Origin of the sequence: Candidatus Formimonas warabiya, from assembly GCF_002777255.1 — a bacterium.
Lineage (GTDB): Bacteria > Bacillota > Dehalobacteriia > Dehalobacteriales > Dehalobacteriaceae > Formimonas > Formimonas warabiya.
Genome location: NZ_CP017634.1, coordinates 736,498 through 757,879, shown reverse-complemented (window position 1 = coordinate 757,879; position 21,382 = coordinate 736,498). Strand labels below are relative to the sequence as shown.

General features: G+C 45.0%; 17 protein-coding genes, 2 tRNA genes, 3 rRNA genes and 1 riboswitch. All 22 genes read right to left on the bottom strand.

Annotated features, from left to right (window positions below; all coding sequences use genetic code 11):
* Nucleotides 1-57 precede the first annotated feature (57 nt).
* Complete coding sequence (locus tag DCMF_RS03410; RefSeq protein WP_335582424.1) at nt 58-255, bottom strand: DUF2905 domain-containing protein; 198 nt, start codon at nt 253-255, stop codon at nt 58-60.
* Between the two features lie 23 nt (nt 256-278).
* Nucleotides 279-815 carry an epoxyqueuosine reductase QueH gene (locus DCMF_RS03405; RefSeq protein WP_148133125.1) on the bottom strand — a complete coding sequence of 179 codons (537 nt, stop codon included), beginning with the start codon at nt 813-815 and terminating at the stop codon, nt 279-281.
* Between the two features lie 7 nt (nt 816-822).
* Nucleotides 823-1,878, bottom strand: a complete 1,056-nt coding sequence (ruvB, locus tag DCMF_RS03400; protein WP_148133124.1) for a Holliday junction branch migration DNA helicase RuvB — start codon at nt 1,876-1,878, stop codon at nt 823-825.
* A 14-nt stretch (nt 1,879-1,892) separates the two neighbouring features.
* Nucleotides 1,893-2,501, bottom strand: coding sequence for a Holliday junction branch migration protein RuvA (gene ruvA, locus DCMF_RS03395; protein ID WP_214659060.1), 609 nt, complete (start codon nt 2,499-2,501; stop codon nt 1,893-1,895).
* A 4-nt stretch (nt 2,502-2,505) separates the two neighbouring features.
* Nucleotides 2,506-3,006, bottom strand: coding sequence for a crossover junction endodeoxyribonuclease RuvC (gene ruvC / locus DCMF_RS03390; protein WP_148133122.1), 501 nt, complete (start codon nt 3,004-3,006; stop codon nt 2,506-2,508).
* A 133-nt stretch (nt 3,007-3,139) separates the two neighbouring features.
* Complete coding sequence (locus DCMF_RS03385) at nt 3,140-3,712, bottom strand: BofC C-terminal domain-containing protein (RefSeq protein WP_148133121.1); 573 nt, start codon at nt 3,710-3,712, stop codon at nt 3,140-3,142.
* 76 nt (nt 3,713-3,788) lie between these two features.
* Nucleotides 3,789-4,538 carry a YebC/PmpR family DNA-binding transcriptional regulator gene (locus DCMF_RS03380; RefSeq protein WP_148133120.1) on the bottom strand — a complete coding sequence of 250 codons (750 nt, stop codon included), beginning with the start codon at nt 4,536-4,538 and terminating at the stop codon, nt 3,789-3,791.
* Between the two features lie 163 nt (nt 4,539-4,701).
* Entirely contained in the window at nt 4,702-5,439 is a 738-nt protein-coding gene (locus DCMF_RS03375) for a UPF0280 family protein (RefSeq protein WP_148133119.1), read from the bottom strand.
* Between the two features lie 56 nt (nt 5,440-5,495).
* Complete coding sequence (locus DCMF_RS03370) at nt 5,496-5,906, bottom strand: NIL domain-containing protein (protein ID WP_148133118.1); 411 nt, start codon at nt 5,904-5,906, stop codon at nt 5,496-5,498.
* Between the two features lie 13 nt (nt 5,907-5,919).
* A complete protein-coding gene (locus tag DCMF_RS03365; protein ID WP_148133117.1) occupies nt 5,920-7,116 on the bottom strand; it encodes a homocysteine biosynthesis protein in 1,197 nt (398 codons plus the stop codon).
* Between the two features lie 89 nt (nt 7,117-7,205).
* A riboswitch (SAM riboswitch) is annotated at nt 7,206-7,324 on the bottom strand.
* 70 nt (nt 7,325-7,394) lie between these two features.
* Nucleotides 7,395-7,589: a CooT family nickel-binding protein gene (locus tag DCMF_RS03360; protein WP_148133116.1), complete on the bottom strand. Its 195-nt coding sequence runs from the start codon at nt 7,587-7,589 to the stop codon at nt 7,395-7,397.
* Nucleotides 7,582-8,007: a DUF3842 family protein gene (locus DCMF_RS03355; protein WP_148133115.1), complete on the bottom strand. Its 426-nt coding sequence runs from the start codon at nt 8,005-8,007 to the stop codon at nt 7,582-7,584. Before DCMF_RS03355 ends, DCMF_RS03360 begins: the two co-directional genes overlap by 8 nt.
* Nucleotides 8,008-8,148: 141 nt before the next feature.
* Nucleotides 8,149-8,265, bottom strand: a 5S ribosomal RNA gene (gene rrf, locus DCMF_RS03350).
* A 73-nt stretch (nt 8,266-8,338) separates the two neighbouring features.
* Nucleotides 8,339-11,410: ribosomal RNA gene (locus DCMF_RS03345) — 23S ribosomal RNA — on the bottom strand.
* 239 nt (nt 11,411-11,649) lie between these two features.
* Nucleotides 11,650-11,725 (bottom strand) — tRNA-Ala (locus DCMF_RS03340).
* Between the two features lie 9 nt (nt 11,726-11,734).
* Nucleotides 11,735-11,811: transfer RNA gene (locus tag DCMF_RS03335), tRNA-Ile, on the bottom strand.
* 145 nt (nt 11,812-11,956) lie between these two features.
* Nucleotides 11,957-13,528, bottom strand: a 16S ribosomal RNA gene (locus tag DCMF_RS03330).
* The 16S, 23S and 5S rRNA genes sit together here with 2 tRNA genes alongside, the layout of an rRNA operon.
* A 462-nt stretch (nt 13,529-13,990) precedes the next feature.
* Complete coding sequence (locus tag DCMF_RS03325; RefSeq protein WP_148133114.1) at nt 13,991-15,571, bottom strand: histidine kinase N-terminal 7TM domain-containing diguanylate cyclase; 1,581 nt, start codon at nt 15,569-15,571, stop codon at nt 13,991-13,993.
* Between the two features lie 274 nt (nt 15,572-15,845).
* Nucleotides 15,846-17,549 carry a B12-binding domain-containing radical SAM protein gene (locus DCMF_RS03320; RefSeq protein ID WP_148133113.1) on the bottom strand — a complete coding sequence of 568 codons (1,704 nt, stop codon included), beginning with the start codon at nt 17,547-17,549 and terminating at the stop codon, nt 15,846-15,848.
* The gene (locus tag DCMF_RS03315) at nt 17,525-19,276 is read right to left on the bottom strand and encodes a B12-binding domain-containing radical SAM protein (protein ID WP_148133112.1); all 1,752 of its coding nucleotides are present in this window, start codon (nt 19,274-19,276) and stop codon (nt 17,525-17,527) included. The genes DCMF_RS03320 and DCMF_RS03315 overlap by 25 nt, the downstream gene beginning before the upstream one ends.
* A 90-nt stretch (nt 19,277-19,366) precedes the next feature.
* A complete protein-coding gene (locus tag DCMF_RS03310) occupies nt 19,367-19,636 on the bottom strand; it encodes a Nif11-like leader peptide family RiPP precursor (RefSeq protein ID WP_148133111.1) in 270 nt (89 codons plus the stop codon).
* A gap of 28 nt (nt 19,637-19,664) precedes the next feature.
* Nucleotides 19,665-21,380 (bottom strand): B12-binding domain-containing radical SAM protein, encoded by a 1,716-nt coding sequence (locus tag DCMF_RS03305; RefSeq protein ID WP_148133110.1) that lies wholly within the window; start codon nt 21,378-21,380, stop codon nt 19,665-19,667.
* Nucleotides 21,381-21,382 lie beyond the last annotated feature (2 nt).

The following is a 21,382-nucleotide window of genomic DNA, read 5'->3' as shown; positions in this document are numbered from 1 at the left end:
CCATCACCTGCCCGTCACTGAAAATGTTCGCAGGCCCAACCCGGTTTTTTGGGGGTATTACTTTCGAAAAACAAAATTTAAAAGGATTGTTAAAATTATACTCAGTAAAATGCAGCTTACCAAGGGAAAATAAAAGGTAAAGTTTCCTTTTTTATACACAATATCGCCCGGTAAGGACCCGATATGAAACAACTTTCCTAATCCTAATAAAATCAAACCCACAATCAAAAGCAGCACACCAAAACCAATCAACATGCGGCCTATTGACTGCCAGTCCATTATACTCTCTCCTTTCTATACCTGTCTCTTTCACTGTAGATACACCCACAATAAGGTTGCCGGTATAATCCCATTTCCCTGGACATGGCTACTCCCTCACGGTATCCGGGGCGAAAATCGATATAATAAAAAGGAATTTGAAATTCTTTCCCCATTTCTTCTCCCACACTTTTAATCAAGTCATGCTTTTGGAAGGGACTGACCAGCAAAGTAGAAGAAAATGCATCATATTTATTTTCTTTCGCATACTTAGCAGCTTCCCTTAAACGCATCCGGTAACAAAATTGACAGCGGATATCTTCTTGATGGGCAATCAACCGTAAAAACTCTTCCAAATCATAATCATCCCGGATAATCACATCCAAATCTGCTTGCTTGGCATATTCCTGAAATGTCAGCAGCCTTTTTTCATATTCCTTATAGGGATGAATATTGGGATTATAAAAATATCCCCATACCTGGTGCCCTGCCTCCCGCAAAGCTTTAACCGGAAAAGTAGCGCAGGGCCCGCAGCAAGAATGAAGGAGAATATTCATTCTTTTTTTATTCCTTCCTTTCATCAAATAGGGTAGCTTGCAGCTCAACGTTTTCCAAAGGTTTGGGAAGAGAAATGCCAAAATAGTGGTATGCTTCTGCTGTCGCCATCCGTCCTCTTGGGGTCCGGTTCAAAAAACCTAACTGCATTAAGTAGGGTTCATAAACATCTTCCACGGTGTCCGACGATTCACTGATTGCAGCTGCAATCGTCTCTAATCCTACCGGTCCGCCGCCGAACTTTTGGATGATGCTTAACATCATTTTTCGGTCAATCTTGTCCAAACCCAGGGGGTCCACTTCTAATAGGGTTAAGCCGGATTTCGCCACGTCCTCTGTAATGACCCGGTTTGCTTTGATCTCTGCATAATCCCTGATCCTGCGCAACAGCCGATTGGAAATTCTGGGTGTCCCTCTAGACCGGCGGGCAATTTCAGCCGCCCCTTCAGGAGTAATTCTCACATCCAGTATCGCGGCAGCCCGATTAATAATCGTTACTAAATCTTCTTCTTGATAATATTCCAAGCGGGAAATGACCCCAAACCGGTCTCTTAACGGCGCGGAGAGCATGCCCGCTCTTGTGGTGGCGCCAACTAAAGTAAACTTGGGTAAATCCAGCCGAAGGGTCCGGGCGCTGGGCCCTTTTCCAATCACAATATCAATGCAGTAATCCTCCATGGCCGGATAAAGCACTTCTTCTACCGTACGATTCAAGCGGTGAATTTCATCAATAAAAAGCACATCTTTCGGTTCCAAACTGGTTAAAATAGCCGCCAGATCTCCCGGACGTTCAATGGCCGGGCCAGATGTGGTGCGAATATGCACATTTAATTCATTAGCAATAATATTGGCCAGCGTCGTTTTTCCCAGGCCAGGCGGACCATACAAAAGCACATGATCCAAAGGTTCACCCCTGTTGGTCGCGGCCTGAATAAAAATTTCTAAATTATTCTTTACCTTGTCCTGGCCAATGTATTCTCCAAAGGTCATGGGACGAATGCTGGATAATTCATTGTCCAGATCCTCCGGTTTCATTGACGAAGAAACAATTCTCTCTTCTTCCATTTGGTTACCTCACTCTAAAATTTACCCAACAGCTTCAATGCACCCTTGATCAATCCTTGGGAATCAGCCTCAGGACCAAGAGATTTTGACACTTTCAGAAATGCCGCACGTGCTTCGTTCATGGGATATCCTAGCTGAGTCAGAGCCAAAACCACATCTTGATTGAGGGAAAGATCCCCTTCTCCGGTTTGAGCTTCCTGGGGCAAACCGGCTGGGTCCAATTTTTTAAATTTCTCTTTCAGTTCCAAAACCAATCTTTGGGCAATCTTTTTTCCGATACCCGGAACACAGCTCAATTTATTACTGTCTCCACTGGCCACCAATTGCATCACTTCCAGGTAGGAAAAATGATTCAAAATGGCAAGTCCTAGCCGTGCCCCAATTCCGGACACCGTAATCAAGAGGCGAAATACTTCCAGTTGCTCCTTTTGGGGGAAACCAAAGAGCTGCCAGTTATCTTCCCTGACTTGGAGGTAAGTATGGAGGAGTAACTCATCTCCTATTTTCAAGTCTTGGGGAAGTACAGCCGGTGGAATCATGATCAGATAGCCAATACCACCGACATCCAGTGTGACGCTTTCCTCTTCACGGGCAAACAAATTACCCCGGACAAACGAGATCAAAAATTTATCTCTCCTTTTGATTAATAGTATGCTCCACGCTATGCCAGTGCGCATGACAGATGGCAATCGCCAGGGCATCGGCCGCATCATCCGGTTTCGGAAGAGATGAAAGATTAAGGAGAGCTTTTACCATGTATTGAACTTGGTGTTTATCGGCACGTCCATATCCTACCACAGCCTGCTTTACCTGTAACGGGGTATATTCTCTGATCGGTACCTTTTGATGGGCTGCCGCTAAAAAAATAACCCCCCGGGCATGACCCACCGTAAGAGCAGTTCGGGTATTTTTGTTAAAAAAAAGTTCTTCAATAGCCAGCTCTTCCGGATGCCAACGATTGATGAGCAATATCATGCCGTGATAAATCTTTTCCAACCGCTCTTCCAGAGGGGTTCCTGCGTCAGTCCTGATACACCCGTAATCAAGCAGGCGAAATCTGTTTCCCAGTGTTTCTAAAACACCAAATCCTGTGATAGCAGTGCCTGGATCTATCCCTAATATTTTCACCTATCCCGCTCCTTTCGCTTAATTATTCGACGGCACCATCTCTTATCCTTCATCGGGATAAGTAAAAAAGCCCAAAGGGCTTTTCTAACTAATAAAGCCTGTTCAGCGTGATCCGAACAGGCTTCTTTTTATGTTACTCATATTCGTCTATACTATCTAAGGCTTCCAGTAATTCCTGCTCACTGGAAAAATTCAACTCCCCTTTTTTTACTTTTTCTTGCCATTCCTTGGGAAGCCTTTCCACCTTAATGTCGAGCACTTCCAACATTTTTCCGGGAGTTCCCACCGGGCCTTCAAAAATGGCCACGAAGCCATTGGAGACCCCTAAATGCCGTTTATTTGCATCCTCCGGGCATAAGCCGTCCACATTCTTAAAAATGGTAATGCTGTGATCATTATTATGGTACACAGCCCATCCTTGGCCTTTAAGCGCTTGTTCACTAAGTTCAGGCAGTTCTGCGGCCAGAATTTCTCTTTTTTTCAAATGCTGGCATTTTAGATAATAAATTTCTTCTATCACTCTGGTATTTTGCGGAATCAAGCCCACAACCTGTGTTTGGCCGGCCTCCAGGTTTTGTTGGTCCAAAGGTTTTTGTACCGCATCCTGCCAAAAAACCGACTTAACCAGCCAAAAAGATAAGCCAAAACTAATCATCCATGTGGCAAAAAAGATAATAACCGCCCACCCATATTTTCGTAAAAACACAATAATCCCACCTAAGAAATACTTTTAGAAAAGTAGTATTTCCAAAAGGTGGGATTCATATACCTGTAGGCTAATGCTAATCCAATTGGGCCAAAATGTTTTCCGGGATATCAAAGTTTCCGTAGACATTCTGCACATCGTCATGATCTTCCAGTATATCTACCAGTTTTAACAGCTTCCTTGCCTGCTCCAAATCCGTCACCTCAATGGTATTCTGAGGAATCATGGTCACTTCAGCCTCTTCAGGTTCAATTCCTTGACCCATAATCTGGGCGCGAATTTCTTCTAAAGAATCCGGCTCTGTGATAATTTCAGCGATGCCGTCTTCCGACTTGAAGTCCTCGGCACCGGCGTCCAAGGCCAGCATCATCAGTTCATCTTCATCCCGGCCGTCTAAATCTACCGTTAACCGGCCCTTCCTGTCAAACATCCAGGCCACGCAGCCGGTCTCCCCCAGGTTTCCCCCATTTCGGGAAAATATATAGCGGATCTCGCTGGCCGTTCGGTTTCTATTATCGGTCAGAATGTCCAGGAGGATTGCCACCCCCCCTGGTCCGTATCCTTCATAATAGATTTCCTCAAAAGCATCTCCTTCGGTACCTCCGGAAGCTTTTTGGATCGCCCTGTTAATATTGTCATTGGGCATATTATTGGCTTTAGCTTTCTGGATGCAAAGTTTTAATCTAAAATTTCCTTCGGGATCCGGTCCCCCTTGCCTAACCGCAATCATAATTTCCTTGGATACCTTCGTGAAAATTGCTCCCTTGGCCTCATCTTGTCTTGCTTTTTTATGTTTTATGTTTGCCCATTTGGAATGGCCGGACATGCATTTCCCTCTCTTTCCCTACCCGTTAAGGTTCAGATTACTTTACCAAAATTCCATGATAATTGTAGCATATAAATGGAACTCCGAAAAGTACCTTTTCATTTCCCTATTCCTGTTTTCCAAAGGCAGTTCTTCCGCTGCCCCAAGAAATGCTTTCCCTCATTTACTTTATTGGCACAACTTCAACTGCTCCCCAAGCAGCCATTTTGTCATCTTTAATGATTACTATTCCATGGATACCATCAATTTTTTTGGCGCATGCTAAAGCAAGATCAAAATCTTCCGGAGAATTCACCCTATTTCCCACTGCCGTAGCAGCAGCATCAGCCAAAAAAGCCGATTTCGCAAGAATAATGGCCGCATCAGCCTTGCCAAAACTTAAAGAGGGACCAACCGTTCCTGAAGAAGTGCACACGCCCAAAGGCATTTGACGGGGAAATAATTTCAGACCGATCCGGTTACTAAAGGGCGACATGCCGGCAAAGATTCCCACAATTCTTGGCTTTCTTGACTTTAAATAAATATCTCCCCCGTTTTCCACGATTACTTCTGGAGAAAATTGCCCCACATATTCTCCTACCATTTCAGCAAATCCTCCCGCAACAGCCGCCATGGGACCTACCCCGGCAATATTGGCATACTTAGCCATTTTCTGTGCGATCACCGGTGCCCCCGTGTATATGAGATAGGGACTAAGGGTGATCTGAAAGTCAGGATCCTCGGCAAGATAAGTTTCTAATTCCTGGCGCAGGCCATAAGTGTATTGCTGAATTTTTTCTCTTATTTCCGGACCAATCCGGTTTGGTTCTACGGAAATCAAGAGGTCAGTTTCCTTGATTTTTACTTCGAAGGTTTCGAGGTCGGCGGATAAATTTTTTCGATAGATGCGGTCAACATTCATCTCCCTGTCACCTTTCCGTTTCCGGTACCCGGGAACCGTTGCAGCAAGTTAGCCAGTTAAAAGTTTAATGCCACTGCTTTAGCCGGGCAACTTTTTAAACACATTTCACAGACAATACATTTATCTCCGTCAAAGGTGACCGTCATGGACGGCCTATTCATAATTAAGGCCTGGGTCGGGCACAGCCCGGTACACAACCCGCACTGGGTGCATTTTTCTTTTAACCATACGACTTCCTGATCCAAGGCATCCACGGAAATTCCCATGGAATGAAGGAACTCCACACCGTCCGCATATTGTTCATTTTCCCCGGTTACTTCCATCACCAGATATCCTTCTTTGTGGGGGTTTATTTCCGCTTTTAAAATATTGGGAATCAGTCCATATTCTTTGATCAAAGAATAGATGATCGGTTTATCGACGATTTCTGCTCCAAATCTTAAGACAACTTTTTTACAGACAGTCATATTTTTTACCTCCCTACTTAATTTCTAAACGCTTTAGGCTAATATTTTCTTCTACGGAAGGCAGTTTTTGCACCGGCTGGGTTAAGAAAAACTGGCCCTTTTGGATCCATTCTTTGAGCGTTTCCGCGATTTGTTTCGCTTTAAAATAGCTGGAAAGGGAAGCCGTCTTCACTTCTTTTTCCTGAATCCTGATCATTCCGGATTTTAGCTCAGCGTAACTGACCAGTCCCAGATTTCCTGGCTCCGCGTTGGGATAGGCGGTACTGTAATCAACAACAGGAGCAAAGATATCTTCATCTCTTACCGTAGTGTATGCCAATATTTCTTCATTTAAAATCGGTATAGGAATGCCTACTCCCACAGCCAGGCTGGCCCCATACCCAAGCAGGCTTACTCCGCGCAGCCATTCCGGACTCATCTGTTTCAAATCACCCATCAAAGCCAGTGTCCCGGCTCCACCGGTAGGAACACCTTTTTCGGTTCTCTCCTCCGAAGGACTGTGCTGGGTCCCATGCCAGGCTACATAGCCAATTCCTCCACCGAGGAAAATCCGCGTACCAATGCCGATAGTCCTGTAGTAGGGGTCGTTCATTAAAGGGCTTAATTGCCCGGCACTGGAATAATTGGCGTTCCCCATGTTGGGCTTTAATACCCCCATATATGTATAAATAGTTTTGTTCGAAATATTAATCCCCACATTATAATTCTGGTAGGCGTTACGAGGATTGAACAATAGCGCATAATTTAAGTCGTCGATAGTAATCGTGGTTTCCAGTTTTTTTCTGGGATAGCAGTCGGTGCCGTAAGCGGTGGTTTCCAGTCTGACAGGTTTACCGCTGACTAAATCCTCAATGACATGGCCCCCCCCGTAAGGAAATGCTCCCGGATGTACCTTGTTGCAGGGATCATCCTCCGGCAATTCCGTGGCCCCGATGTATGCATCTACAGCTGCGATACCTGCATATGCAGAAACCCCGTTTAACCATACTTTTTGCATTTTCATTTTTGGTTTAGAATGGCCAAAGTTTAAAAATGCTCCGGAAGAACACATGGGTCCAAATGTTCCTGTTGTGACCACGTCAACTTTAGCAGCGGCTTTACTGATTCCTTCCTGGGCAGCCAGATCAATGATCTCTTCTGCCGTAACTACAACCGCTTTCCCTTTTCTGATTTTTTCATTAATTTCCTCATAAGTTTTTGTGATTGCCATCAAATATCCCTTCCATCTCCTAATGTTACTTTTTTTAAAAATTAAACCTCTTCTCGAAGAGAAGAGGTTTTTTACAAATTTATTGCCTCCTCTCATCTTTCAGAACCCTTTGTTCTGCAGGAATTGGCACCATTTTTAGCAAACAAGCAGTTTCCTAAATGGTTGCCGGGTTTCATCGGGCCAGTCCCTCCACCTCTCTAGATGAGTGTTCAGTTTTTTTCACTAGGGTGCAGTATACATGTTTAGAAGAATATTGTCAATACTAAAAATAAGAGGTTTTACTGATCATTTCTTTCTAAGATAATTTTATGATCAACCAGGGCTAATTCTTTAATGTGTGCTTTAATAATCTTCTTTTGTCCAAAAATGTTTTCCAGTATCAACTGATCATTTTGAGGAATTACTCTATCCACTTTTTCTAAAAACAACTCTTCCTGTTCTCCCTTTAAAAGATAGGCATTCGCTTCACACATATGAATCACCTTTCCTTAATTTTATCAAAACCGTGATCAATTTTTCGATCTGGTGTGGTAAAGGCTCATTTACGACACCAATAATCTCTATCCCTGCCCGATTAATGGGCAATAGGATTTTCTTTGCTTTGGAATTTGCTATTGCTTCCGCCATTCTTGGCGTCAATTCGCCCAACATAGAGTTCGCCGCCAAAACAGCGACAGATCCTACAATAATATCTACCTGATCCGCCATAAAAGCAATCGCATTTTCTCCGGTTGCTCCATCATTAGCTCCTGCTTTTAACATGGCAGCCGTGGCTAAAGAATTGGTCCCCAATGCTATTATTTCAGTATCTTCAGGCAAATGTTTCCTTAACTTCTCCGTGATATGTTTCCCAATGCCGCCTCCCTGCCCGTCGATAATTGCTATCCTCATGGCTGCTATTTCTCCTTATTAATTTCTCTTCATTATATCAAAATAATGACATCAAATAAAGATAATTAAAAAGCCCTGGCGGGCATTTTTCGGGATCCGGGTATAATAAAAAACACACCTTACGGTGTGTTAAAAATTAGATCCCGGCAACGACCTACCCTTCCAGGGACCTGCGTCCCAAGTACTATCGGCGCGGGAGAGCTTAACTTCTGTGTTCGGAATGGGAACAGGTGTGGCCTCTCCGCCATCATCACCAGGAAAATTTATGCGCTTGAAAGAATTGTTCTCTCAAAACTACACAGTGAGCTTTTCATGCTTAGATTCTATCTTTAAGGTCAAGTCCTCGACCAATTAGTACCGGTCAGCTCCGGACATTGCTGCCCTTCCACATCCGGCCTATCAACCAGATCGTCTCTCTGGGGTCTTACCAGCTTGCGCTGTGGGAAATCTTATCTTGAGGCCGGCTTCGCGCTTAGATGCTTTCAGCGCTTATCCCTTCCAGACTTAGCTACCCAGCTGTACCCTTGGCAGGATAACTGGTACACCAGAGGTCTGTCCATCCCGGTCCTCTCGTACTAGGGACAGTTCCTCTCAAATTTCCTACGCCTGCGACGGATAGGGACCGAACTGTCTCACGACGTTCTGAACCCAGCTCACGTACCGCTTTAATGGGCGAACAGCCCAACCCTTGGGACCTACTACAGCCCCAGGATGCGATGAGCCGACATCGAGGTGCCAAACCTCCCCGTCGATGTGGACTCTTGGGGGAGATAAGCCTGTTATCCCCGGGGTAGCTTTTATCCGTTGAGCGACGGCCCTTCCACTCGGTACCGCCGGATCACTAAGCCCGACTTTCGTCCCTGCTCGAGATGTCTCTCTCGCAGTCAAGCTCCCTTCTGCCTTTACACTCTTCGCGCGATTTCCATCCGCGCTGAGGAAACCTTTGGGCGCCTCCGTTACTCTTTGGGAGGCGACCGCCCCAGTCAAACTGCCCACCTGACACTGTCCTTTAACCGGCTTACGGTTTAAAGTTAGAACTTCAGCACATCAAGAGTGGTATCCCACCGGTGACTCCTCTGATACTGGCGTACCAGATTCCAAGTCTCCCACCTATCCTGTACATGATATACCAAAATCCAATGTCAGGCTACAGTAAAGCTCCACGGGGTCTTTCTGTCCTGTCGCAGGTAACCGGCATCTTCACCGGTATTACAATTTCGCCGAGTCCCTCGTTGAGACAGTGCCCAAATCGTTACGCCTTTCGTGCGGGTCGGAACTTACCCGACAAGGAATTTCGCTACCTTAGGACCGTTATAGTTACGGCCGCCGTTTACTGGGGCTTCGGTTCTCACCTTCGCTTGCGCTAAGCAATCCCCTTAACCTTCCAGCACCGGGCAGGCGTCAGCACCTATACGTCGTCTTTCGACTTTGCAGGCACCTGTGTTTTTGTTAAACAGTCGCTTGGGCCTTTTCTCTGCGACCTCTTCTTGCTCCAGTTGTTTACTTTCACATTACCGAGGTACCCCTTCTCCCGAAGTTACGGGGTCATTTTGCCGAGTTCCTTAACGAGGGTTCTCTCGCGCGCCTTAGGATTCTCACCCCACCTACCTGTGTCGGTTTGCGGTACAGGCACCCAAACCCTCGTTAGAGGCTTTTCTTGACAGTGTGGGATCAGCCAGTTCGCTACTTAGTTTCGCTCCCCGTCACCTCTCGGGATTTTGAATAGCGGTTTTTCCTACTATTCTCCCTACCGGCTTGGACGCACTCGACCAACGGTGCGCTGTGCCTACCCTCCTGTGTCACCCCTTCCTTCATACGGGTTCAGGTGGTATCGGATTTTTAACCGATTGTCCATCATCTACGCTCTTCGCCTCGACTTAGGTCCTGACTTACCCTGGGCGGACGAGCCTTCCCCAGGAAACCTTAGGCTTTCGGCGGGCAGGATTCTCGCCTGCCTTTTCGCTTACTTATACCGGCATTCTCTCTGCTCAACTGTCCACATGTCCTTCCGGTCATGCTTCGTCCTGTTGAGTACGCTCCCCTACCGATCGAACAGAATCTTAATGCCCTTAACTTACTTGACCTTGATCCTTAAGTCCATTTGCCCGAAAACACCTCTTATCATAATTCCTTTGTTGCTTTTCGGCAAATGTTCCTCTTTCCACTTACTCTTTCTTTTAAGAACATTAAGATTCTGTCCGATCCCGAAGCTTCGGTGTTGTGCTTGAGCCCCGTTACATTTTCGGCGCAGAGTCACTCGACCAGTGAGCTATTACGCACTCTTTGAATGGTGGCTGCTTCTAAGCCAACATCCTGGTTGTTTTAGCAACTCTACATCCTTTTCCACTTAGCACTTACTTTGGGACCTTAGCTGTCGGTCTGGGCTGTTTCCCTTTCGACTACGAAGCTTATCCCCCGCAGTCTGACTCCCAACTTAAATTCATGGCATTCGCAGTTTGTGAGAGTTCAGTAACCTGGTTAGGCCCCTAGCCCTAACAGTGCTCTACCGCCATGAATCATCAATTGAGGCTAGCCCTAAAGCTATTTCGGGGAGAACCAGCTATCTCTTGGTTCGATTGGCATTTCACCCCTACCCACAGTTCATCCGCCGGCTTTTCAACGCCGGTCAGTTCGGGCCTCCACTCAGTCTTACCTAAGCTTCACCCTGACCATGGGTAGATCACCAAGTTTCGGGTCTACGACAACGAACTATTCGCCCTTTTAAGACTCGCTTTCGCTCCGGCTCCGTCTTTTCGACTTAACCTCGCTCGTTACCGTAACTCGCCGGTCCATTCTACAAAAGGTACGCCATCACACATTAAAAGTGCTCTGACTGTTTGTAAGCATACGGTTTCAGGTTCTTTTTCACTCCCCTCCCGGGGTTCTTTTCACCTTTCCCTCACGGTACTGGTTCACTATCGGTCGCCAAGGAGTATTTAGCCTTGGGGGGTGGTCCCCCCGGATTCCCACGGGGTTTCTCGTGTCCCGCGGTACTTGGGATCCTCACAAGTATTTCTGCCTTTCACCTACAGGATTGTTACCCTCTGTGATGGGCCTTTCCAGACCTCTTCGGCTAGGCTTTCATCCTTCTCATGTGAGTCCCGCAACCCCAGCATCCGAAGACGCTGGTTTAGGCTCTTCCCGTTTCGCTCGCCGCTACTCAGGGAATCGAGTTTTCTTTCTCTTCCTCTGGGTACTTAGATGTTTCAGTTCCCCAGGTTGTCTTCTCTGTATCTATGTGTTCAATACAGGATGAATGGATATTACTCCATCCGGGTTTCCCCATTCGGACATCTCCGGTTCAACGCCTGCTTGCGGCTCCCCGAAGCTTTTCGCAGCTTACCACGTCCTTCTTCGACTCTTGGCGCCAAGGCATCCACCGTACGCTCTTATTACCTTGACCTTATTTTTTCTTTTGATGATGAATCCTAAGCATTTAAAATTGTAATTTTCAGTTCTTACACTGATTTACCCTTTTTTGCTTCACTGTGTAATTTTCAAAGAACACGCGCACTTTGTGTGCGCCTCTCTCCGGTTTCGGCTTTTCGGGCTTAGAGTTTGTTAAAACGCGCAAGCGCGTTTTCTTTTCTTTCCCGTATTTCCTTTTACCCGGACCCTGATCTTCAATTCTGAAGATCATGATGGTGGAGATGAGCGGAATCGAACCGCTGACCCCCTGCTTGCAAGGCAGGTGCTCTCCCAGCTGAGCTACACCCCCATATTTCTTTGGTGGGCCTGGGTGGACTCGAACCACCGACCTCACGCTTATCAGGCGTGCGCTCTAACCGGCTGAGCTACAGGCCCATTCTTTTCACCGGGTTCTGTCTCCTGTTTTTAGCTTTTCTTTTGACAGTTCCCTGTCTTCAGAGATTTTTGGTCCCTGAGAACTAAACAGTGTTTAAAAGCCTGAGATCGACCTTAGGATGTACACTTTCGTGTAGCTCCTTAGAAAGGAGGTGATCCAGCCGCACCTTCCGATACGGCTACCTTGTTACGACTTCACCCCAATCATCAGCCCCACCTTCGGCGACTGCCTCTCATAAAGAGTTAGCTCATCGACTTCGGGTGTTGCCAACTTTCGTGGTGTGACGGGCGGTGTGTACAAGACCCGGGAACGTATTCACCGCGATATGCTGACTCGCGATTACTAGCGATTCCGACTTCATGCAGGCGAGTTGCAGCCTGCAATCCGAACTGAGACCGGCTTTTTGGGATTTGCTTCACCTCGCGGCTTCGCTTCCCTCTGTACCGGCCATTGTAGCACGTGTGTAGCCCAGAACATAAAGGGCATGATGATTTGACGTCATCCCCACCTTCCTCCGGTTTGTCACCGGCAGTTCCTTTAGAGTGCCCAACTTAATGCTGGCAACTAAAAGTAGGGGTTGCGCTCGTTGCGGGACTTAACCCAACATCTCACGACACGAGCTGACGACAACCATGCACCACCTGTCTCCTCGTCTATACCGAAGCATAGAACTCCATATTTCTATGGATTGCGAGGGATGTCAAGCCCTGGTAAGGTTCTTCGCGTTGCGTCGAATTAAACCACATGCTCCACCGCTTGTGCGGGTCCCCGTCAATTCCTTTGAGTTTCAACCTTGCGGCCGTACTCCCCAGGCGGGGTACTTATTGCGTTAACTCCGGCACAGAAGGGGTCGATACCTCCTACACCTAGTACCCATCGTTTACAGCGTGGATTACCGGGGTATCTAATCCCGTTCACTCCCCACGCTTTCGCGCCTCAGCGTCAGGTTCAGTCCAGAAAGTCGCCTTCGCCACTGGTGTTCCTCCTAATATCTACGCATTTCACCGCTACACTAGGAATTCCACTTTCCTCTCCTGTCCTCAAGAATACCAGTCTCAAGTGCCATCTCCGAGTTGAGCCCGGAGTTTTCACACCTGACTTAATATCCCGCCTACGCGCCCTTTACGCCCAGTAATTCCGGACAACGCTCGCTCCCTACGTATTACCGCGGCTGCTGGCACGTAGTTAGCCGGAGCTTCCTCCTTAGGTACCGTCTCCTTCCTACATTGTTTACATAGAAAGTCTTCTTCCCTAAAGACAGAACTTTACGACCCGAAGGCCTTCTTCATTCACGCGGCGTTGCTCCGTCAGGCTTTCGCCCATTGCGGAAGATTCCCCACTGCTGCCTCCCGTAGGAGTCTGGGCCGTGTCTCAGTCCCAGTGTGGCCGGTCACCCTCTCAGGCCGGCTACTGATCGTCGCCTTGGTAGGCTTCTACCCTGCCAACTAGCTAATCAGACGCGGGTCCATCCTTGATCGGTAGCATCTTCAGAGGCCACCTTTCTTCATTAAGAGATGCCTCTTAATGAACTTATCCGGTATTAGCAGCCGTTTCCAGCTGTTGTCCCGGTTTCTAGGGCAGGTTACCCACGCGTTACTCACCCGTCCGCCACTAAAAAAGAAGATTCGCAAGCTTCCTCTTCTTTCTCCGTTCGACTTGCATGTGTTAAGCACGCCGCCAGCGTTCGTCCTGAGCCAGGATCAAACTCTCCAATAAAAATTTATCGTCTCAGCCTCTCGGCCGCTACGCTCTTTATCGTAGTTTAATTGGCTCGTTTTTGAATTACCTGTTCTTAACTCTCAAAGTTATTTACAGGGTTTGATGTTTTTTGTTTAAACATCAGGCTTTTCACTGTTCAGTTCTCAAAGACCAGCTTTCGTATCTTAACAAACTCTTTTACGTTTGTCAACATACTTTTTTTCTTCCTCTTTTTCCCTGCCGCTCTCTCGAGCGCTTGACTAGTCTATCAGACTTTCCGGCTCTTGTCAACCGTTTTGTTCCTGGTAACTTTTCCCGCCCTCTCAAGGCGCTTAATCAGTTTACCAAACTACTTTCCTTCTGTCAACTACCTTTCTCCTGGTAGTTTTTGGCGCCTCTCTCTCCGGCGCTTGATCAGTTTATCAAAATCTTCTCTTCATGTCAACGGCCAATTACCTAGTATTATTCTCCAATTCTATTTTAACAAAAGCCTCTGCCTTTCTCTATTAAATAAATAGACCTGATTCCGCCTTGTTTTTTAGACGCATACATAGCCTCATCTGCCAGACTTAAAAGTTGCTCAAGCTGAAGCTCAGAAGCATCCAAGCTCTGGGCAGTTACAATTCCCAGGCTTACTGTAATAGAGATATGATCGTATCTTGTGGCAGCAATACACATATCTTCTACACTTTTTTTGATTCGTCCTGCCACTATAAGGGCATCTTCCCGTGCCGTATCAGGTAAAATAATAGCAAACTCATCACCGCCCAAGCGTCCGAAAATATCATTGGTACGGATGCTATTCTTGCATTGCTTTGCAAAGGCGATTAACACCTGATCTCCGACGGCATGACCATACCGATCGTTTATGGCCTTGTATTTGTCTATATCCAGCATCATCACGGAAATGAAATTGTCCGGACGCTTCTTGATCAGATTTAGCCCCTTCTGCCCTAGTTCGAAAAAATGCCTTCTGTTGTAAATGCCTGTCAAATCATCGTAAATTGCTTGTTCCCGTATTTGATTAAACAATTTCGCTCGTTCTGTGTAATCACGCAGCGTCACAACACTGCCCTGTACCCGGCCTATATGGTCTCTAATCAAGGACAAACGGAGATCAAAGACACGTATCTCATTCGTATTTCTCATCTTGATTTCAATCTGATTTTTATTTTTATAGCAGCTTTCCCCAAACCTGTTATCGACCAAACCGGGGAAGATTTCAGAGACCGGTCGCCCTATATCCTGGAGAGAAATTCCGGTGATCATTATGGCAGACGGGTTTACATCCACAATGCGGTTTTTAACATCGAGGACAATCACACCATCTTCCATGTTTTCTATAACCACATCCCGTGCCATGGGCAGCAGATCGAGAAAACTGTAACGGAAAAGTGCCCAGGCAATAATGAGACAGGATATGCTAAATACTGCCGTCGTGAAATTAAAATGCCTTATGGGTGAATAACCAAAAACGTAGAGTATATCGGTAATCGTAGGAAGCAGGACGGCAATGATCATAATGATAATTTGATGCCGGTATATAGCATGTACTTTAAAGAGGGTACGAACCAATGTGATGAGAGCAATAAACATCAAAATATAACTATAGGGCACATGTACATAATAAAACCAGAACCCGTAATCGTAATCCATGATTGTTAACGATGCAGAACCTGACATAATCCTAGGCTCTTTCCAAAACCAGTTGGGCTGCGGAACAAACCATATGATCATGTTGGTGATAGCAGGGATAACCGATAAAAAAAACCAGTCTTTCCATGGCCTGACATACCCGATATAGCTAAAGATTAAATAAAGCCATGCTAAAGGCAAGAAAGCTATGGCAATAAATTGAAATTTAACCATAAGTAATTTCAATTGTAGGCTCTGTGCCCCTATTTCAAGGGTGAATGTTACCGTCCATAGGAAAGCACAGAACATCAAAAAAAGAAATGCGCGCCCGCTGGAGAAATCTCTCCGATGCCACGTGATTCCCATAAGCACCGTAATTATTGCCGCTGAAAGTATGAAAACCCACATTTCAAACGCAAATAGCATGTATGCCTCCCAAAAATTCTCAAATTACAATCAATTAGACGTTGTTTTAAGGATCTGTAAATTTTTTAAATTTCTGGAGTCTAAGACTTATTGGTAATTTGCAGATATTGGCTAAAATATTCCACACAATACAACAAACTCCTTTAAAGAACCAACAAAGGCAGATTCGTCATCCATTCCAAAATAACATAACAAAAACACACCCTTTAGGTGTGTTAAAATTAGATGCCGGCAACGACCTACCCGCCTGTGTCACGCTTTCTTTCAATCGGGTTCAGGTGGTATGGGAAAATAAAATTAAATAACTCTCACTCATTTTCGTTAACAGGTTTTTCATGTTCTCTGAAGACAGATTCAGTTTCTCTGCCATTTCTCTAACCGTATATCTTCCTGAAATTCTCAGACATTCAAATTCAGTTTGGCTGAGCGCTTTAAGATCTATCATGGAGAAATCAGGGATTCTTTGAGGAACCCAGGTATATCTTTCCTCTTCATCCAGTTGATCCCATTCTTTTAATAAACCTTCATATTCAATCAATTTTGAGTAATAATGAAACAGCCTCTTGTTTTTAACATAAATAAATTTAAAATATCCCCCTGCAATTCCATAGCGCAGAGCCAGCTTAAAGTCCTGTTTGATCCGTACCTTAGGAATAAATCCCTTTTCAAACTGTTCCTTCATTTTATGCGATACTTTTGTAATAAAACGGGAACGCTCCATACAAACTTCCGGAAGGGAAAGATCATAAGTATGGTTGACCGGAAAATCTTCTAAAGAGGTGATGTAATCACGGTCTTCCAGTACAATACGGTAATTTTCAGGATGGTTATAGATTTGGGTACCCGGCAAAGGCATGATAAACGTCGTTGATAGGTCCAGTAATCCCGGTGCCAGATCCAAAAGCTTTAAGGCAGTTTGGGCTGTCACCTCTAAGGTTTTCTCTGTCTCAAATGCCCCGCCGATAATATAATTCCCGGTTAACTGGGGTAATCTTTCCCGATAACAGATTTCCACTACTTTTTCGATATCCTCCGGTCCAGCTTGTTTTCCATAGGCTGACAGCACTTCTTCCACTCCCGATTCCATGCCGATTTGCATGCGCACCATCCCACTGTCCATCATTTCTCTGATTAATTCCGGATTCCTTGCCAAAAACCCGGGGTGCCCTTCACAAAACCACACAAAATCATACCGTTTTCGCAGGGCTTTTAGTCCTGTTAGGAGCTTCTTCAGTCTCGGCAGACTTGTCGTCAATGTATCATCAGTAAAAAAAACGTATCGGGGCCGGTGGCTGTTTTTGAGCCTTAACTCAATTTCATTTAACACATCCTCAACCGGGCGCATTCTCAGTTTTTTGGAATTGCCGCCTTCAAAACAAAAGGCACAACGGTGAGGACATCCTCTCGCCGTAATCACCGACAACAGAGGCTTTTCCTCATAGTCCAGTACATCCTCGTCTCGGGGCAAAATATATTTTGAGAAATCATTCAAATAAACATAATTCACCTTTTCCTGCGCGCGGATTTCTCCTGGTACAATTATCTGTTTCCCCTGAACTTTTCCATTTAACCATTCCAGAAGGATTTCTTCTCCTTCTCCTTTTAAAATAACATCAGCCTGGTATGTCTCTAGATCTTTTTCCGTCATATGCAGGGTTTGGGGACCGCCCAACACAATATAGAAATTATGGTGCCTTTTCAGATGATGAATCATCGAGGCCAGTGCAGATTGATTGTCAAAGTCACAGTAAAAACAAACTGCGAACAGGTCATCCTTCATTCTTTCGATGGTTTTCATCACATCAGTGGTAATGCCGGTATAGGCTTTTGCCTCAAAACCATGGGCATTTAACTGGGCGGCCAGGGTGAGAATACCCAGATTTTCGATCATTTCAAAGGTCCGTCCCCGGACCATGCGCTGCGTATAGATTAGTAAAACTCTAGGTTTTATCTTCATGGTTTTCGATATAAAATCCACTTATTTCCTTCCATTCTATTCAAAGATATTTCCGCTTCCCTATAGAAATTGGTGTTTTCCCCTTTAGGATCCAGCTGTAATCTTGCCAGTTGCAGAGCATCTTTTTTAGAAAGGCGCCCGTTGCACAGCTTCATTAAGGTATAATCTATTTCATTCAGGGTCTGGCCGAATATTTTAGGTTTCTCCCCGCTTACATCCGTATACAGCCACAATTCAAAGGTCCGGTGCATAATGGCTTCTTCATCATAGCTTCCTAATTGCCGGTTTAATAGATAATCCCCTGAGGCACGCATTTTCCAGTATTCATGATCAATGGGCAAATTTTTATACACATATTCATTCCAGCGCGTAAAAACTCCATATTGTCTAATTAACCGGTAGGACTCCAGGATGATCGCTTCCGGAATTTTTCCGTGCAGATAAATTTGACGCATTTCATTTTGCAGACGTTTATTGGCTGATAAACGGATATTTGTCAAATCCATGAAATCCAGTTCTTTTGTTTTGGAAAGAGGAATATCCTCGTTGCAGCAATCAATAAGATCTTCATAGATTTCCATGCCGAATTTCTCTGGGGCAAGGGTAATCGGGGTTTTCGGATAGGGGAGAAATGAAAAATAGGCGGTTTCAAATTGGCCGGGTGCCCGGTGCAATAATTCCATAATCAGGGTTTCCGATTCTTCAATGGTTTTTAGGGTTTCATGGGGTCCGCCCAAAATGATATTTCCGGAAATACTATGAATCCCAGATTCCACACAATGGTCTATCACATCCACGATCATATTCCGGGTTATTTTCTTATTGTAACTCTTTAATACCTGGTCGCTTCCCGACTCCAAACCGAAAAAAAATTTTTTTAGACCTGCATCCGCCAGATTTTTTGCCATGTCCCGGTACTTGTCAATGGTTGAAATATGAGCACTGGCAAACCAGACAAAATCATAGTCTTCGCGCATTTCTTTAATTTCGGCGCAAATTCGGTCCACCCGTTTGGCATCCAATGTAAATGTATCATCTAAAAAGTTAATATACTTGATTTTAGGATTCCGTTTGAAATTATTCCTGATTTCTGCAATCAGGGCATCCACCGAGTGGCGACGAACCCTTTTGGCATTGGCTCCTTCATAACAGAAGGTACAGCCGAAAGGACAACCCCGTCCTGTTAATATGGGCAGTAAGCCATAATGTTTGTAGTCGTTGGTCATAGTAATATCCGGCCAAGGAATATTATCCAGAGATTCGGGTGGTTTTCTGGGCGGGGTTTCCACACAGATGCCCGCTTCATTGAGATAAACAATGCCCCGGATGTCTTTGAGTTGGCCCTTTTTTTTGATAAAAAAATCCAATAATTCCAGGATCGTTTCTTCGCCTTCTCCAATACAAGCCGCTTCAATGGGTATCTCTTTAAAAAAGGCGGCATCCATCGCCACAGTTTGAGGGCCTCCTGCCAAAAGAAGAACTTCCGGAAACTGTTTCTTTATTTTTTTGGCAAAGGTTTTTACCCAGTGAATATTATTAAAGTCACAGTAAAAGCCAATAATTCTTGGCTTGTCCGTGCTCCCCATGAGACTTCTTATATAATCCAGCGTTTCTTGGGCATAGCCCTGAAACATCTGTGCTTGATAACCATTTTGCCTTATTAATTGGGTCAGTATATTCATGCCCAGATTACTTCCCGGAATATAGCCGTTGACATAGCGATGGGATTTGGTGAATAGTATGTCCATTTACAACGATCCCTCCTTGGAACTACTGACTGAGAATGTCCCGTCCTCTAATCAGCACTTCGAAGGAGGGAAAACCTCCTTCTGTTCCCACTAAGCCATTGTTTGTGTTGCTACAAATGCATAATCCACGCCAACAATACTTAAACCCCCGGCAGCCTGATCCAATTGTTCATCAGTAAGGGGTTGTTTGCTTTGTGCTTCTTTAAAAGCAGCTTGGAATTCATCAGCTGTACAGTTATACCCTAATTTTGCCACAATCGCATTAAATTCTGCTTCTGTTTTTGCCGCATTGATTTCTTTTGCCAGCGTTTCATCGGTTAATACTTTTGCGGCTAAAGCTTTTGCACCATCAATACCCATTCTTGTCCCTCCTTTCCAAACTATTTTGTTAGACCATAAAATGAGTCACCCAGAATTTAAAATTAAATTGATATAGAATATCAATTAATTTTCCATGAAACTCCACTTGGCTTTGATAGGAACTCCCAAATTTTGCATAAAGCTCATTTTCAATATTTTTAAGACTTCTTTTTCCTGCGCAGCGTAAAAGCAACTCATATTCTAAAGGGGAAATGGCTGCCCCATCTAATTGGGGAAACCCTTCGGCAAACGTCATGGTCCGCCATAGTTCAAATGTTCTTTGGGGAAAATCTCCGGAGAAATCCAGGTTTTTATCAAAGGATTGACCCTCATTTAAGTAAATGACATAGTAATATTCATAGGCTCTTGGATGGGCGGCGATTTCCTCAAACCACCGGCTGCGAATCCCATAAGCTAAGGCGGCTTTAAACTGCTTCATCACCACCCCTTCCTTCAGCTCATGATTTTTAATTTTCTTTTGCATACTCTGCCGGATCACCTTATTTAATTCCTGACGCTCTTTCATCACCTGATCCTGACTGCGTCCCATCGGAGTCACAAAAGGGTAGTCATCGCTGCTAAGGCGTCCATTTTCGTCATGGAGCTTTAAAGAGAATTTCCCCGGGTTTTTCAGTATCTCTGTTCCCGGATAAGCTCTCAAAAACCCTGTAATGATGTCAATGACCCCTGGTGCCTGATCCATGAGGGTTTTTATCAGCCCTGCTGTGGCCCCCGCATCCTCCTCAGGACCCCCGACAATAAAGTTTGTGGCAATCTGTGCTAATCCGCAATCTGCGGCATAGGATACAAATTCAATAATATCTTCAATATTGACGTGTTTGTGATATTGATCCAGAACCTTCTGATCTCCGGATTCGATGCCGATTTGTAAACGGATCAATCCCGCATCAATCATGGCGGGCAATACATCCATCCAGTTTTTGATCCTACCTACATGGCATTCACAATACCAAACCAGGTCCCGTTCTTTTCTGATTTCTTGCATCCCTTTGCAGAATTCCTCAATCCGCTGCCTGTTAACGGTAAACGTGTCATCCATAATAATGATGTACTTTAAATCCGGATTGTTTTTCAAATTGAGTTTAATTTCATCCAGCACCAAAGGTATGCTTCTCAGCCGGACTTTCTGCTTTCCGGGGCTGGGAGCACAATAGGCGCACTGATAGGGACAGCCCCGTCCTGTGAAAATCAGTTTTCCATAAGCATGGTTTTTATGAAGTGAACAATGATAGGCCGGCAGGGGCAGATCATCCAGATTGTCAATGATTTCAGGAGGCCCTGTTTCAATATAAATGCCATCTTTTAAATAGGCCAGACCTTTGATATCTTTCAAATCTCCCATTCCAGATAAGATAGCCTTTAAGAGCCTGGGCAAAGAGGTTTCTCCTTCACCTCTCAGGACATAATCCACCCGGCTATCCTCCAAAAAATCTCTATTTAGACCAATACTTTGAGGTCCTCCCACAATGATGGGAATCTGCCATTTCTCTTTTATTTTTTTTGTCAAGTTACTGATCAGATCACGATTATCAAAGTCACAGGAAAACCCTACTGCTTTTGGTTCGTTTATTTTAATTTCTTCCAAAAGATCTTCCGGTTTTCCATGATAAACCAGGGGCTCAAACCCTTCTCTTTCAAGAGCCCCGGCCAGATAGAATAATCCCACATAATCATGGAAGATGGTGTCATATTTTTTTGATACATTGCATAGCAATATTTTCATCT

What these genes read in the sequence shown, in the direction of transcription:
- DCMF_RS03410 (WP_335582424.1), bottom strand. Translation starts at nt 255, where the DNA reads ATGTTGATTGGTTTTGGTGTGCTGCTTTTGATTGTGGGTTTGATTTTA.
- DCMF_RS03405 (WP_148133125.1), bottom strand. Translation starts at nt 815, where the DNA reads ATGAATATTCTCCTTCATTCTTGCTGCGGGCCCTGCGCTACTTTTCCG.
- ruvB (WP_148133124.1), bottom strand. Translation starts at nt 1,878, where the DNA reads ATGGAAGAAGAGAGAATTGTTTCTTCGTCAATGAAACCGGAGGATCTG.
- DCMF_RS03380 (WP_148133120.1), bottom strand. Translation starts at nt 4,538, where the DNA reads ATGTCCGGCCATTCCAAATGGGCAAACATAAAACATAAAAAAGCAAGA.
- DCMF_RS03375 (WP_148133119.1), bottom strand. Translation starts at nt 5,439, where the DNA reads ATGAATGTTGACCGCATCTATCGAAAAAATTTATCCGCCGACCTCGAA.
- DCMF_RS03370 (WP_148133118.1), bottom strand. Translation starts at nt 5,906, where the DNA reads ATGACTGTCTGTAAAAAAGTTGTCTTAAGATTTGGAGCAGAAATCGTC.
- DCMF_RS03365 (WP_148133117.1), bottom strand. Translation starts at nt 7,116, where the DNA reads ATGGCAATCACAAAAACTTATGAGGAAATTAATGAAAAAATCAGAAAA.
- DCMF_RS03360 (WP_148133116.1), bottom strand. Translation starts at nt 7,589, where the DNA reads ATGTGTGAAGCGAATGCCTATCTTTTAAAGGGAGAACAGGAAGAGTTG.
- DCMF_RS03355 (WP_148133115.1), bottom strand. Translation starts at nt 8,007, where the DNA reads ATGAGGATAGCAATTATCGACGGGCAGGGAGGCGGCATTGGGAAACAT.
- DCMF_RS03325 (WP_148133114.1), bottom strand. Translation starts at nt 15,571, where the DNA reads ATGCTATTTGCGTTTGAAATGTGGGTTTTCATACTTTCAGCGGCAATA.
- DCMF_RS03315 (WP_148133112.1), bottom strand. Translation starts at nt 19,276, where the DNA reads ATGGACATACTATTCACCAAATCCCATCGCTATGTCAACGGCTATATT.
- DCMF_RS03310 (WP_148133111.1), bottom strand. Translation starts at nt 19,636, where the DNA reads ATGGGTATTGATGGTGCAAAAGCTTTAGCCGCAAAAGTATTAACCGAT.
- DCMF_RS03305 (WP_148133110.1), bottom strand. Translation starts at nt 21,380, where the DNA reads ATGAAAATATTGCTATGCAATGTATCAAAAAAATATGACACCATCTTC.